This window comes from Streptococcus sp. 11273D007BT, assembly GCF_053547195.1.
The window spans coordinates 1,469,463-1,483,457 of record NZ_JBPWPE010000001.1 but is presented as its reverse complement, the minus strand read 5'-3'; the positions used below and the strand labels follow the sequence as shown (position 1 = coordinate 1,483,457).

Annotated in this window: 14 protein-coding genes and 1 tRNA gene; 13 read left to right on the top strand and 2 right to left on the bottom strand. The window is 36.8% G+C overall.

Annotation, left to right across the window (positions count from 1 at the left end; all coding sequences use genetic code 11):
• Positions 1-509 precede the first annotated feature (509 nt).
• Positions 510-1,454: a DHH family phosphoesterase gene (locus ACEE75_RS07580; RefSeq protein WP_447574296.1), complete on the bottom strand. Its 945-nt coding sequence runs from the start codon at positions 1,452-1,454 to the stop codon at positions 510-512.
• An 82-nt stretch (positions 1,455-1,536) separates the two neighbouring features.
• Positions 1,537-2,319 carry a glutathione-dependent disulfide-bond oxidoreductase gene (gene yghU, locus ACEE75_RS07575; protein ID WP_447574297.1) on the bottom strand — a complete coding sequence of 261 codons (783 nt, stop codon included), beginning with the start codon at positions 2,317-2,319 and terminating at the stop codon, positions 1,537-1,539.
• 110 nt (positions 2,320-2,429) lie between these two features.
• Here yghU and add point away from each other — a divergent pair, with 110 nt between their 5' ends.
• The 13 genes from add (at position 2,430) to ezrA (ending at position 13,629) form a co-directional block, all read left to right on the top strand.
• A complete protein-coding gene (add, locus tag ACEE75_RS07570; RefSeq protein WP_447574298.1) occupies positions 2,430-3,461 on the top strand; it encodes an adenosine deaminase in 1,032 nt (343 codons plus the stop codon).
• Between the two features lie 47 nt (positions 3,462-3,508).
• A complete protein-coding gene (locus tag ACEE75_RS07565; RefSeq protein ID WP_427895212.1) occupies positions 3,509-3,952 on the top strand; it encodes a flavodoxin in 444 nt (147 codons plus the stop codon).
• Positions 3,953-4,095: 143 nt separating this feature from the next.
• On the top strand, positions 4,096-4,797 hold the full coding sequence (locus ACEE75_RS07560) for a TVP38/TMEM64 family protein (RefSeq protein ID WP_447574299.1): 702 nt from the start codon (positions 4,096-4,098) through the stop codon (positions 4,795-4,797).
• The gene (locus tag ACEE75_RS07555; RefSeq protein WP_427895208.1) at positions 4,794-5,060 is read left to right on the top strand and encodes a chorismate mutase; all 267 of its coding nucleotides are present in this window, start codon (positions 4,794-4,796) and stop codon (positions 5,058-5,060) included. Before ACEE75_RS07560 ends, ACEE75_RS07555 begins: the two co-directional genes overlap by 4 nt.
• Positions 5,060-5,446, top strand: coding sequence for a fluoride efflux transporter FluC (locus tag ACEE75_RS07550; protein ID WP_447574300.1), 387 nt, complete (start codon positions 5,060-5,062; stop codon positions 5,444-5,446). The genes ACEE75_RS07555 and ACEE75_RS07550 overlap by 1 nt, the downstream gene beginning before the upstream one ends.
• A complete protein-coding gene (gene crcB, locus ACEE75_RS07545) occupies positions 5,437-5,766 on the top strand; it encodes a fluoride efflux transporter CrcB (RefSeq protein ID WP_447574301.1) in 330 nt (109 codons plus the stop codon). The genes ACEE75_RS07550 and crcB overlap by 10 nt, the downstream gene beginning before the upstream one ends.
• A 121-nt stretch (positions 5,767-5,887) precedes the next feature.
• Positions 5,888-6,235: a 50S ribosomal protein L19 gene (gene rplS / locus ACEE75_RS07540; RefSeq protein WP_354368367.1), complete on the top strand. Its 348-nt coding sequence runs from the start codon at positions 5,888-5,890 to the stop codon at positions 6,233-6,235.
• A 209-nt stretch (positions 6,236-6,444) separates the two neighbouring features.
• Positions 6,445-7,044 carry a glucosaminidase domain-containing protein gene (locus ACEE75_RS07535; RefSeq protein ID WP_447574302.1) on the top strand — a complete coding sequence of 200 codons (600 nt, stop codon included), beginning with the start codon at positions 6,445-6,447 and terminating at the stop codon, positions 7,042-7,044.
• 44 nt (positions 7,045-7,088) lie between these two features.
• Entirely contained in the window at positions 7,089-7,733 is a 645-nt protein-coding gene (locus ACEE75_RS07530) for a hydrolase (RefSeq protein WP_447574322.1), read from the top strand.
• Between the two features lie 64 nt (positions 7,734-7,797).
• Positions 7,798-7,869: transfer RNA gene (locus ACEE75_RS07525), tRNA-Arg, on the top strand.
• Between the two features lie 478 nt (positions 7,870-8,347).
• Positions 8,348-9,550 (top strand): FtsW/RodA/SpoVE family cell cycle protein, encoded by a 1,203-nt coding sequence (locus tag ACEE75_RS07520; RefSeq protein ID WP_447574303.1) that lies wholly within the window; start codon positions 8,348-8,350, stop codon positions 9,548-9,550.
• Positions 9,551-9,863: 313 nt separating this feature from the next.
• On the top strand, positions 9,864-11,816 hold the full coding sequence (gyrB, locus tag ACEE75_RS07515) for a DNA topoisomerase (ATP-hydrolyzing) subunit B (protein WP_447574304.1): 1,953 nt from the start codon (positions 9,864-9,866) through the stop codon (positions 11,814-11,816).
• A gap of 88 nt (positions 11,817-11,904) precedes the next feature.
• On the top strand, positions 11,905-13,629 hold the full coding sequence (gene ezrA, locus ACEE75_RS07510) for a septation ring formation regulator EzrA (protein ID WP_447574305.1): 1,725 nt from the start codon (positions 11,905-11,907) through the stop codon (positions 13,627-13,629).
• Positions 13,630-13,995: the final 366 nt, after the last annotated feature.

Here is a 13,995-nt window from a genome sequence, read left to right as displayed (position 1 = left end):
TCTGATGTCACAGGCTATTATGAAGAAGGGTTTAATCCTATAGATCCAAAGCTTGTCTATTTTATAGGTGGATAAAAAGAATTTTCTAAAGAGGAGATAACATCTTATGTAGAAAAAGTGACACAGGCAGATGACCGCTATGATTTTGTGATTTTAAATCCAGATGGAAAAACCATTGGTGAGGTTGTATTAAATGAAATAGAGGACTAGCCTAGGCAGGCTAATTTCAGAATTTTATTATTTTCTCTAAAAGATCGTCATCGTGGAATTGGTATCTGGGCGACGCAAGTTGCTATTCAGTTTGCTTTTGAAGAATTACAGTTGCATGGGTTATCTCTTGAGGTATTTTCTTATAACAAGGTAGCTCAAAGGCTTTGCTAAAAGGTTGGCTTTAGAGAGAAAGGACGCTTGCGTCATGCTATTATGGACGGTGAGTCTTACGCAGATATTATTCTGATGTCTATTTTGGAAAACGAATATAACAAAGTAAAAAGCATTTAGGTTTTAGCCTAAATGCTTTTTGACATCAAAAGATCTTTTAATTCTTGGTAGATTTGATCATTTTCTTCCAAGGAATAGGAATTAGCACCACTCGCTAAGGGGTGTCCACCGCCGTCGTGACGCTTGGCGATGCCATTGATAATGGCAGATTTACTACGTAGGCGTACACGGAAGTGCCCGTCAGCTTGTTCTACAAAAATAGCCCAAGCTTCTACATTATCAATACGTCCAGGTGCTCCGACGATAGCCGAAGTTTCAGCATCTGTTAACCCTTGTTCCTTCATAAAGGACTGTGTTAAGATAACACGCGCAACACCACTGTCATCCAATTCAAGATGATCGTAAACATAGCCTTGTAATTTAGCAATCTTATAAGGGAAAGAATCCATTTGTCTTGCTAGGGCAGAAAAATCAAAATCATATTGGCGTAGTTGACTTGCAATGGACATGGTTTTAGCAGTAGTTGAGGGATATAGGAATCTACCAGTGTCTCCAATAATACCCGCATATAACAACCGAGCAGCTTGGGCATTTAGAGAGAGCCCTGTTGAAAAAGCGAAATCTGTGATAATCTCACTAGCACTAGAAGCAGATGTATCTACATGGCAAATGTCTCCATAAACATCGTCATTAGGGTGATGATCAATCTTGATGAGGAATGACCCAGTTGTATAACGGTTATCATCAATGCGAGGTTGATTAGCAGTATCAGTTACAATAACTAAAGCATTGGAGTAATCTTCGTCTGAAACCTTATCCATTTGTGTTAACCAAGTCAGTGTAGGTTCGTCAAAACCTACAGCCTTAACGGTTTTAGTTGGAAAGTTATGCTGGATAATTTCTTTTAATCCCACCTGACTTCCTAGAGCATCTGGATCAGGACGCATATGGCGATGAATGATGATGGTGTCATAAGTTTTAATTTTTTCTAAAATATCTTGAAAGATTGGCATAGTTACCTCACACATTTGTTTTAACCATTATAACACAGATAAATAGAAAGAGATTTTCAAGTGATTGAAAATCTCTTTCTATTTACTTAATTTCTTTGTAATTGGCATTTAGCCCACGTTGAACAGCAGGACGTTGTGCAATTTTTTCGGTCCATGCTTGCAAATGTTTATAACTTTTGACGTCCAAGAAAATCCCTGCTTTATCCCAAATGTTATCTTGAGCTAAACGGCCATACCAAGACCAAATAGCGATATCAGCAATGCTATAGTCTTCCCCAGCTATATAAGGTTTTTTAGCTAATTCTTTATCTAATAAGTCTAGTTGGCGTTTGGCTTCCATAGCAAAGCGGTTAATAGGATACTCTAGTTTTTCAGGGGCATAGTGAAAGAAGTGCCCAAACCCACCGCCTAAAAAAGGAGCGGCACCTGTTTGCCAAAAGAGCCAATTAAGAACTTCTGTTTTTTCAGTTAATGTTTTTGGGAGAAGAACCTGAAATTTTTCTGCTAAGTAGAGTAAAATGGAGGATGATTCAAAAACTCTAGTATGTGATTCTTGATCAAGCAGTGCAGGTATTTTTGAGTTAGGATTAATGGAGACAAAATCTGATCCAAACTGATCCCCTTCCCCAATTGCAATCTTGTAAAGATCATAATCAGCCTTCAAACCAAGTTCTTTTAATTCTTCTAGCATAATAGTAGCTTTAATACCGTTAGGAGTACCGAGGGAATAAAGTTGAAAAGTTTTTTCTCCCTTTGGTAAATGTTGTTCAAAACGACTTCCAGCAGTAGGTTGGTTGAGACCGCCCCACGCTCCTCCCATTTGACTAGGATTTTCCCAAATATCTGGTAATGTATAAGATGTCATATTTTTCTCCTTTATCTCATCGTGAAATGTCAAAAGAATAGCATAAACTGACTTGAATTTCAAGAGAAATATGATAAGATAGAAAAAATCTTAAATATAAGGAGAGGGATGTGGATTACTTTGAATTACAAAAATTGGCGAAGGCAGAGCTCCATTGCCACTTAGATGGCTCAATATCAATGCAGACGATCCGTCAACTAGCAGATTTAGCTATGATTGATTTACCTAAAAACGACGAAGAGTTAAAATCATTGATCACAGCGCCTGAAACAATTGAATCGTTGATGGATTATTTAAAAACTTTTGATTTTATTCGTCCCTTGTTACAAAGTAAAGAGGCTTTAAGTTTAGCAGCTTATGACGTGGCAAAGCAAGCGGCCATGGAAAATGTGATTTATCTTGAAGTACGGTTTGCTCCAGAGCTGTCCATGGATAAAGGTCTGAGTGCATCTGACACAGTTGAGGCGGTGTTAGATGGCTTAAAAAAGGCAGAGCAAGATTTTGGGATTGTGGCAAGAGTATTAGTTTGCGGATTAAAACAGTCAGATCCTTCTCTAACCTTGGATATTTTTGAAAATATCATTCACCTAGCAAAGAAAGGTTTGGTGGGGTTTGACTTTGCCGGTAATGAGGCAGATTTTCCCACAGAGATGTTATCAAACCTTATCCAACAAACTCAGAATTTAGGCTTGCCAATGACCTTCCATGCGGGAGAGTGTGGCTGTGTTTCTAATATTTTAACAGGAATAGAGTTAGGGATTAGACGATTTGGACATAGTACAGCTCTAGTAAAAGATCCAGATACCATTGTTAAATTTGTAAAAGCGGGGGCAACTGCTGAGATGTGTTTGACCAGTAATTTACAAACAAGAGCGGCAAAAACAATAGACGATTTCCCTTATTTCCCCTTATACCAAGCAGGTGCTAACATTACCATCAATACGGACAATCGCACTGTTTCTGATACTAATCTCACAAAAGAATATGAACTGTGGAATAAGTATTTTGGCACTCGAAAAAAGGACTTTTATCAGTTCAATCAAGCTGCGATTAATGCAAGTTTTGCAAGTGAGAGAGAGAAAGAACTGCTACTAAGTAAACTCGAAAAAGCCTATCTGGTGTCAGGAAATGAGTTGGAATAATCAAAAAATTATGCTACAATAAAACCAATTAAATTTTGGAGGACCTTATGGCTTTAGCAAAAATTGTATATGCTAGCATGACAGGTAACACAGAAGAAATTGCAGATATTGTCGCCGATAAACTTCGTGAGTTGGGCGTAGATGTAGATGTAGATGAGTGTACAACTGTCGACGCTGATGAATTTCAAGATGTAGATATTGCTGTTGTGGCAAGTTATACATATGGTGATGGTGATCTTCCTGATGAAATCGTTGATTTTTATGAGGATCTAAAGGATCTTGACTTAACAGGTAAGGTTTATGGAGTTGTTGGCTCAGGTGATACTTTCTATGATTATTTTTGTAAGTCGGTAGATGACTTTGATCTAGCCTTTGCGGGTACAGGTGCTACTAAAGGAGCTGATTCTGTTAAAGTTGATTTGGCAGCAGAAGATGATGACATTGCTAAATTAGAAGCATTCGCAGAGTCTTTATTGACCAAATTACCATAACTCGTTGAGATTGAAGGTATTTTAAATCATCAGATGATCGCAAGAGTGGTTGGTTTAAATGGATTAAATGGAGAGGGGTTAAGGATAGTTCTCAGAAAGTGAAGAGTGTCCCGCTCCTCTTTTTTCTATGGATAAAGGGTAATATGAAAGCGTTGTTTAACGAACTAAAACGAAAAGAAAAATTAAATTGGCGGTTAAGCTTAGTAGGAGTAGGGGGCATTCTTGTCTTGCTCTATCTTTTAATGGTGCGTTATCAGGATGATTTCATCTTTTTACTACGCCTAGGAGAAAGCCCTAGTCATTTAGAGCAGATGTTTAGAGCTCCGACTCCACTTGATTACCTTTTATTACTCAGTTTAACAGCTTTAATGTCTGCTGTGCCGTTTATCTCTAGTTCCGTTATTTGCATTGCAAATGGTTTAATTTTTGGACCTATTATTGGACTAGTTGTTAATATATCTGGTGGTGTGCTTGGCAACGTCCTAAGTTTGCAGATTTTAAAACAGACGCATTTAGCACAAAATAGCAGAAGGTTAGGGCATGTTGTAGATGATTTATCTCATTTTAAAAATCCAGTATTGGGGTTGAGCTTGGGTTACATGGTTCCAGTTATTCCAACCTTTTTGGTGAATTACACGGCTATTAATCTGAAGCTATCTTGTAAAGAAATCTTAAGTGCAATGTTTCTTGGTATGCTACCAGCATCAGCTTTATATGCTTATGGCGGGGATGCTCTATTTAAAGGCAATAAAGAACAACTCTTAGCCATCATTGGTATTGTGGTGGCCTTTGCTTTATTGTATCAGTTGATCAGAAATAAAAGAATGAAAAAGGGGAAAAAATGAATTTAGAACAGACACGTCAGATGATCGATCAAGTGGATAAGGAACTTGTAGCTTTGTTAGAAAAACGAATGGACCTTGTTCAAGAAGTGGTGGCTTATAAAAAAGCAAATCAGATGCCAATTCTAGATCAATCTAGAGAAGAAGCAGTATTAAATAAGATTGCTAAGCTGGTTACTAATAAGGAATATGAAGCTTGTTTACTTGGAACGTTTTCAGACATAATGAAACATTCAAGGGACTTTCAAGCTGATAAATTAAAGTGATGAAGCAAATTAGGTTACTGTTACATGTATTTATCCTAGCTGGCTTAGCAGGAGTTTTACGTTATTTTTTAGTGAGCTTGTTTCCAGGTATTCTCCCTCTAGCTATTATTAACTTTGTTGGAATTTTCCTGTTGGTTTTCTTTGTAAAGACTCTGTTACCCTTAAAAAATTGGAGTGAGGAAAGTTTAACTGCTTTAGGAGTTGGATTTTTGGGTGGCTTCACGACGATTGCTAGTCCTCTTCTCGATTTTGTGCAGTTTTTATTGAATAAAAATTATAAGACTTTTTTATGGTATGCAATACTCTATGTTGTCGGAGGAATTGGCGTAGCCTTTTTTGCGCACTACTGTGCTAGGAGATATTTGGAGTTGAGAAAATGGAAGTAGTGTTAGTGGCTCTTGCCTGTGGCATTGGAGCTGTTGTACGATATTACCTTAGTCTGATAAATCCTAAATTTTCAATCCCTTTAGGGACCTTGTTAGCTAATTTATTGGCGGCTTTTTTGATAGGGTATTTTTCAAAACACTTTTCTAATACTACCTGGAGAACAATTTTAGTAACAGGTTTTTTAGGAGGTTTAGGAACTTATTCTACCTTGAATTATGAATTGTTCGCTCTCTTTAATCGTAAGTATCATTTTATCTTTTATTGTAGCTTGACGTATATTTTAGGGTTAGCTTTTGTTTTTTTAGGAATTTTACTTTAAATAACTTTACAAGTGAAGAAGAATTTGCTAAGATATTAAGAGTGTGTAATGGACACACAAAAAACGGCTAATCCGCTGGGACGATAGGCTCTCAAGATTGGTAAGAGAAGGAGAAAAATAAATGAATCCATTAATTCAAAGTTTGACTGAAGGTCAACTTCGTACTGATATCCCATCATTCCGTCCTGGTGACACTGTGCGTGTTCACGCGAAAGTTGTCGAAGGAACTCGTGAGCGTATCCAGATTTTTGAAGGTGTTGTTATTTCACGTAAAGGTCAAGGGATCTCAGAGATGTACACTGTTCGTAAAATCTCTAGCGGTGTAGGTGTTGAGCGTACATTCCCAATTCACACACCACGTGTTGACAAAATTGAAGTTATCCGTTATGGTAAAGTTCGTCGTGCTAAACTTTATTACCTACGCGCATTGCAAGGTAAAGCTGCACGTATCAAAGAAATTCGTCGTTAATAGTCTTATATCTAGACGTACACTAAAAAGCTCTTTAATAAAGGAGCTTTTTAGTGTACGTTTATTTTAATATACTTCTAGTGTATTAGTTTAACATAAAATTAATAATATAGATCTATTTCTAATAAATTGTTTTTTTATTGAGATAAAAAGAAGGCTGAGTTATAATGGGGGTAGAGGTAGTAAAAGTGAGGACAGGAGGATTTCTAATGAAAAAGAAGAAGCGCCGAATGGCAATTATTCTACTTACAATTTTGTCAAGCCTGTGTTTAGTTTTTGCCTTTAATAAAAATAGAGGTTTGAAGGTATCTGGATACGACTATGATCAGGTGACAGTTGATTTTATTCATACAATCGGAGAAGATGCTAAAGTTATTGCAGACGAATACGGCCTGTACCCCTCTGTGATGATTGCGCAAGCAGTTTTAGAGTCTCAAAGTGGGCAATCTAGTTTATCAGCGAATTATAATAATCTTTTTGGGATTAAAGGTGCTTATAATGGTGCCAGTGTTACCATGCAGACTTGGGAAGATGATGGAGAAGGAAATGCCTATACGATTGATGCGGCCTTTCGGTCTTATCCTAGTGTGTCAGAGTCATTGGAAGATTATGCCGTTCTCCTCACAAGTTCATCTTATTATATTGATACTTGGCGTGTTAATACTGCATCTTATCAAGATGCAACAGCAGCTTTAACAGGAACTTATGCAACAGATACACAATATGATGAGAAGTTAAATGCATTGATAGAATATTATGGTTTAACTATCTATGATGACCTTCCTCAAGAGGAATTGGCTACAGAGTGAATGAGGAGTAGTAGAAATTGAAGAACGATAATATTCCTAATGTGATGTCTAATTTACGGCAAGAGATTGTTCGTGTCCCAGAAATCATTAAAACTTGTTCTGGGATTAGAATATATGGTAGAAGGATTCGCTCGATTTTATTTTCAACAGATGTTTCAATCATAGCTAATCATGATGCAGATGCTGTTTTGGCAGTTTATCCATTTACTCCGCATCCTGCCATTTTGAAAAGTATAATGATGGTTGCTTCTGTCCCTGTGTTTTCAGGTGTTGGTGGAGGATTAACAAATGGAACACGTTCAGCTAATATGAGTTTATTAGCTGAATCAGAAGGTGCTTATGCTGTTGTTTTAAACGGGCCAACAAATGTAGAAACCATTGAAAAAGTGAATCAAATGATCGATATTCCAATTATTTATACAGTCTTATCTGATCAGATTGATTTAACATCACGTATTGAGGCTGGAGTGGATATATTAAATATCAGTTGCGGTGCCGAGACGGCTAGAGTTGTGAAAAAAATACGTCAGCTCTATCCTGATTTTCCTATTATTGCAACAGGAGGACCTAGTGAAGAAAGTATTTTAAGTGTTATTCAAGCAGGAGCGAATGCAGTGACCTACACAGCACCAACTAGTAGCGAGCTATTTAAAGAGAAAATGAAAACCTATCGAAATGAAAAAAATTAGGGTAGCTTAATTTTTCCTTGAAAAAAATACTCGTCTAAGGTAGAATGGAGGAAGTAGATTCTTTGTTCCCTTAGTTAAATGGATATAACACCTTCCTCCTAAGAAGTAGTTGCTGGTTCGATTCCGGCAGGGAATATAAATAATGAACAAAAACCCTTTGAAATAAGGGGTTTTTGTTGTTTTAATCGTCAAAAAGGGGCGATGAGCAATTTTAGGTTGACGGTAACATGTGAATAGATAGCTAGTGTTGTCTTTGTATGTTCAACACGTTCCATAATAGCTTTTAAAGGAACACTATTTTCTGCTAGCTTGGGTAATCTTTTCTCTGGCTATTAATAAGGATAACATTGGTGTCAGTATAATAGTAGGAGGTTGTCAGATATGCTTATTTGCCTTTCAGAAGCTTTTGTTTTAGGGGAGATACTCTGTTGTATGGAAGTTGTGGGTCGCTGAGATGGTGGTAATAACATCGTCAGCACTTATTTCGTCTTTAATTAGCATCGCCAACTTTCCATAAGAGTAGTTTTTATTTAACAAATCTAATATTTTCATACGGTAGAGATGAGGAAACGTGCTATAATGAAATAGTTATATTTTGGAGGTAGACGGCTGTAATGAAAAAAAATTCGATAGATAACCGCATTGATTATTCTTTAATTTTGCCTGTTTTTTTACTGTTAATCATTGGTGTGATAGCCATTTATGTTTCTGTTCATCATGATTATCCTAATAAGCTTGGGATAGTAATGGCACAGCAGGTTGCTTGGTTGGTGCTAGGTGTGGTAATTAGTTTTGTCGTTATGCTTTTTCCGACAAAATTTTTATGGCGAATAACGCCTATTTTATATTTATTTGGGCTATGTTTAATGGTTATGCCTTTGATTTTTTACAGCCCTTCCTTATATGCTTCAACAGGGGCAAAAAACTGGGTGACGATCAATAATATGACCTTATTTCAACCTTCTGAATTTATGAAATTATCTTATATTTTGATGTTGGCGAGAGCCTTGGTGATTTTTCAACAGAAAAAAGAGGATGAGGGGTTGTCAACAGATTTTCGATTGCTTGGTTTGATGTCTTTGATTACTGCACCTGTCTTGTTCTTATTATTTTTACAAAAAGATCTTGGGACAGCATTGGTCTTTATGGCTATTTTTGCAGGATTGGTCTTAGTATCAGGTGTATCTTGGAAGATTATTTTATCTGTCCTCGGCTTAGCCGTGACAGCCGTGACAGTCTTCTTGGTTATTTTTTTAATGCCAAATGGTAAAGAATTTCTAAGCGATATCGGTATGGATACTTATCAAATCAATCGTATTTCAGCCTGGTTAAATCCATTTGAATACGCTGATACGGTAACCTTCCAGCAAGCACAGGGTCTGATTGCAATTGGAAGCGGTGGATTACTAGGTAAAGGATTCAATCAAATTGAACTAGCCATTCCAGTGCGAGAAAGTGATATGATTTTTACTGTTATTGCAGAAAATTTTGGTTTTTTGGGAAGCAGTGTAGTTCTAGGTTTGTACTTACTATTGATTTATCGGATGGTGAGAGTGACATTTGAATCCAATAATCGTTTTTACACCTATATATCCACTGGATTTATTATGATGATTTTATTTCATATTTTTGAAAACATTGGTGCTGCCGTTGGGATTCTTCCCTTGACAGGAATTCCCCTTCCTTTTATTTCACAAGGGGGAAGTGCGATGATATCTAATTTGATTGGCGTTGGCTTGGTATTATCAATGGCCTATCAAAATAATTTAGCTGAAGAAAAGCAAATGCAAAGTCAATTACGTCGAAGTTGGCGTTAATTGAACAGAGAATAGTGAAGCCTAAAAATAATTTATTTCAATGGGTGCTAAACTTGAAAACATTGGGACTGAGAGATTAGTTCTGATGTTTTTTATTATTTTTAGAAAAAGGCTTGCTAGCTCAATTTGCTGGAATTTAGATATTAGTAAATTCTGTAAAAAATAGATGAAATATGATATAATGTCACTTATGGACTATTCTAATAATGAACATCAATTTAGATAGTCAATCGATGAAATTTTATGCCAGTTAATGATGTATTTAGCGCACTAAAATGCATGATTTTAGCATGAATTAGGATAGGTTAGGGAAATGGTAGAAGATCATAAAAATTTAGAAGATTTAGCAAAAGAATATGATGCTAGTCAAATCCAAGTGTTAGAAGGTTTAGAGGCTGTTCGGATGCGTCCTGGGATGTACATCGGTTCAACCTCGAAAGAAGGTTTGCATCACTTAGTTTGGGAAATTGTTGATAACTCTATCGATGAGGCCTTAGCTGGTTTTGCTAGCCAAATCCAAGTGTTTATTGAGTCCGATAACTCTATTACAGTTGTTGATGATGGACGAGGAATTCCAGTTGATATTCAAGAAAAGACTGGACGACCAGCGGTTGAAACAGTCTTTACCGTCTTGCATGCTGGAGGAAAATTTGGTGGTGGCGGTTATAAGGTATCAGGTGGACTGCACGGTGTAGGCTCTTCTGTCGTAAACGCTTTATCAACTCAACTTGACGTTCATGTACATAAAAATGGGCAAGTTTACTTTCAAGAATACCAACGTGGTCAAGTGGTTGCTGATTTAGCTATTATTGGCACAACAGACCGTACAGGAACAACAGTTCACTTCACCCCAGACCCAGATATTTTCACTGAGACAACTGTATATGATTACGCTAAACTTTCTAAACGTATTCAAGAATTGGCCTTTTTAAATAAGGGGTTGCGCATTTCGATTGAAGATAAACGAGATGGGGAAGAGAAGAAAGATACTTTTTACTATGAAGGTGGAATCATTAGTTATGTTGATTTCCTCAATGAGAAGAAAGACATCATTTTTAACAACCCTATTTATACTGATGGTGAGATGGAAGGAATTGCAGTTGAAGTTGCTATGCAATATACAACTGGCTATCATGAAAATGTCCTAAGTTTTGCCAATAATATCCACACTCATGAGGGAGGAACTCATGAACAAGGTTTTAGAACTGCCTTAACGCGTGTGATCAATGACTACGCTAAGAAAAACAAAATACTAAAAGAAAACGAGGATAATCTAACAGGAGAAGATGTTCGTGAGGGATTGACCGCCGTTATCTCTGTCAAACACCCAAATCCACAATTTGAAGGACAAACAAAAACAAAACTTGGGAATAGCGAAGTTGTTAAGATTACAAATCGTCTATTTAGTGAAGCATTTTCACGCTTCTTGTTAGAAAATCCTCAAATTGCTAAAAAGATAGTCGAAAAAGGGATATTAGCTTCCAAAGCCCGTATCGCAGCAAAACGCGCTAGAGAAGTGACACGTAAAAAATCAGGGCTAGAGATTTCAAATCTACCAGGTAAATTGGCAGATTGTTCTTCAAATGATCCCACTCAAAATGAATTATTTATTGTCGAAGGAGATTCAGCAGGAGGATCAGCTAAATCGGGTCGTAACAGAGAGTTTCAAGCCATCCTACCGATTCGAGGAAAAATTCTAAACGTGGAAAAAGCGACCATGGATAAAATTCTTGCCAATGAAGAGATTCGTAGCTTGTTTACTGCTATGGGAACTGGTTTTGGGGCAGACTTTGATGTGACTAAGGCACGTTATCAAAAGCTAGTCATTATGACAGATGCAGATGTTGATGGGGCGCATATTAGGACCCTTTTGTTAACCCTTATCTATCGATTTATGAGACCTGTTTTAGAAGCTGGTTATGTCTATATTGCTCAACCACCAATTTACGGTGTCAAAGTTGGAAGTGAAATCAAAGAATACATTCAACCAGGACAAGATCAAGAGGAACGATTAAAAGATGCAATGGAACGATTCAGTACAGGAAGATCACGTCCAACTATTCAACGGTATAAAGGTTTGGGAGAGATGGATGATCATCAATTATGGGAAACAACAATGAACCCAGAGAATCGGTTGATGGCCAGAGTAACGGTTGATGATGCTGCAGAGGCAGATAAAATTTTTGATATGCTGATGGGGGATAAAGTTGAACCTCGTCGAGAGTTTATCGAAGAAAATGCTGTTTATAGTACATTAGACATCTAATACTATATTTAGAAAATCTGTACACATTGAGAGTAAGTATGTTATAATCAAAGGAAACACAGATTTTATTGAAACCAAGGAGATAAACATGCCAAGCGGAATCGTATTGCTGATTGTAGCCATAGTTGTTTTGATTATTTTGGCTTACATTGTCGGTATTATCATAAGAAAACGAAATGATTCTACTATTGAAAAATTAGAAGAACGAAAGAATGAGTTGGTTGCTCTACCAGTGAAAGATGAGATAGATGAAATTGAGTCCCTTCACTTAGTTGGTCAAAGTCAAACCAACTTTCGCGAGTGGAATCAGAAATGGATGGACCTATCTGAAAATACTTTTCCTGATATCGACCATCATATTTTTACAGCTGAAAATTTAAATGATACCTTTAATTTTGTGCGTGCAAGACATGAAATTGCTACTGTGGAGAGTCAACTAAACATCGTAGAAGAAGATATCAAGTCTATTCGCGAAGCACTAGGTGTCTTAAAAGAACAAGAAGAGAAAAATAGTGCGCGTGTCAAACATGCCTTAGATCTTTATGAAACCTTGCAAAACGGCATTTCTGAAAATGAAGACAATTACGGAACAACTAAGCCTGAGATTGACAAGCACTTGAAAAATATCGAAGCCGAGTTTACCCAATTTGTGACCCTAAATACTTCAGGAGATCCCGTTGAAGCAGCTGAGATTTTAGATCGTGCCGAAGAACATACGATTGCTTTAGGACAAATTACAGAAAAAATTCCTGCAATCGTAACCAAGCTAGAAGATGATTTTCCTGATCAATTAGATGATTTGGAAAGTGGTTATCGCCGTCTGATTGAGGAAAATTATCAATTTTCTGAAGAAAATATTGAAACACGATTCCAAGAAATTAGACAATCTATTCGTGATAATTCTGAAGAGTTAGTGACCCTGGAGTTGGATCGTGCTGCAGAAGAAAACGAACTCATTCAACAAAAAATTGATGCTCTTTATCGCTTGTTTGAAGATGAGATTGCTGCACATCAGAAGGTCGTAAAATCTAGTCGCATTATTCCAGATTATTTAGCGCATACACGAGAAAACAACAAACAATTGCTTGCTGAGTTAGAACGTCTATCTAAACGTTATGTCATCAATGAAAAACAAAGTTCGATAGTTGATGCTTTTGAGGGACAGTTAACAGAGATGGAAGAAACAACATTGGAACAAATTAACCATCTTCAAGTTCCTGAAAAGCCTTTCTCAGACTTGGAAAAAATATTTGAATCTACTCTTGAGGACTTAAAAACAATTGAGGAAGGGCAACTGGATGTGGTGTCTGCCCTTAAGGAAATTGAAAAAAATGAAGATCGCTCAAGACAAAAAGTGGATATTTTTGTGAATAAATTACATTCCATCAAGCGTTTTATGGAAAAACGCAACCTACCTGGTATTCCTCAGGATTTCTTGAATCTTTTCTTTAATACTAGTCATCACCTAGAAAATCTGATCGAAGAATTGAATCATACAAGAATTAACATAGATACTGTTGAGCGAATGACAGAGGTTTCTACTTCAGCGATTGATAATCTTGAAATGACAACTTACGAGATTATTCAAAATGCGACATTAACGGAGCAATTATTACAATACTCCAACCGCTATCGTAGTTTTGAGCCAAATGTTCAGGCGGCTTTCCTTGAAGCCTTGCAACTTTTTGAAAGAGACTTTGATTACCAAGCTTCATTTGATACAATTTCTCATGCATTAGAAGTCGTTGAGTCGGGAGTAACAGAACGTTTTGTAAAATCTTACGAAAAAACTCGCGAAAATATTCGTTTTTAATCACAATCATCGAACTAAATATTGATTTAGTTCGATTTTTTATGACTTTTACTTGCAATATTCTGAATATTCTTGTAAAATAGATAAAAACTAAATCGATGAGAGAAAAAGTCTAGAAAAATTGACAGAGAGTGCTGCAAGCTGAGAAAGTACACAAAGTCTAGACGACACATTCTTGAGTGCGGGTGCGAACTAAGACATTACAGTAGTGCTCGACGTTTGGTCCACGTTACGGATAGAGTCAATGACTCTTTGAGAACAGTTCTGGCGACAGACTGTTGAAAAAAGGTGGAACCACGTGTCAACGTCCTTGTGAAAACAAGGGCGTTTTTTGTATCTTTTTAAATTAAAGTCTAATCAGAAAAG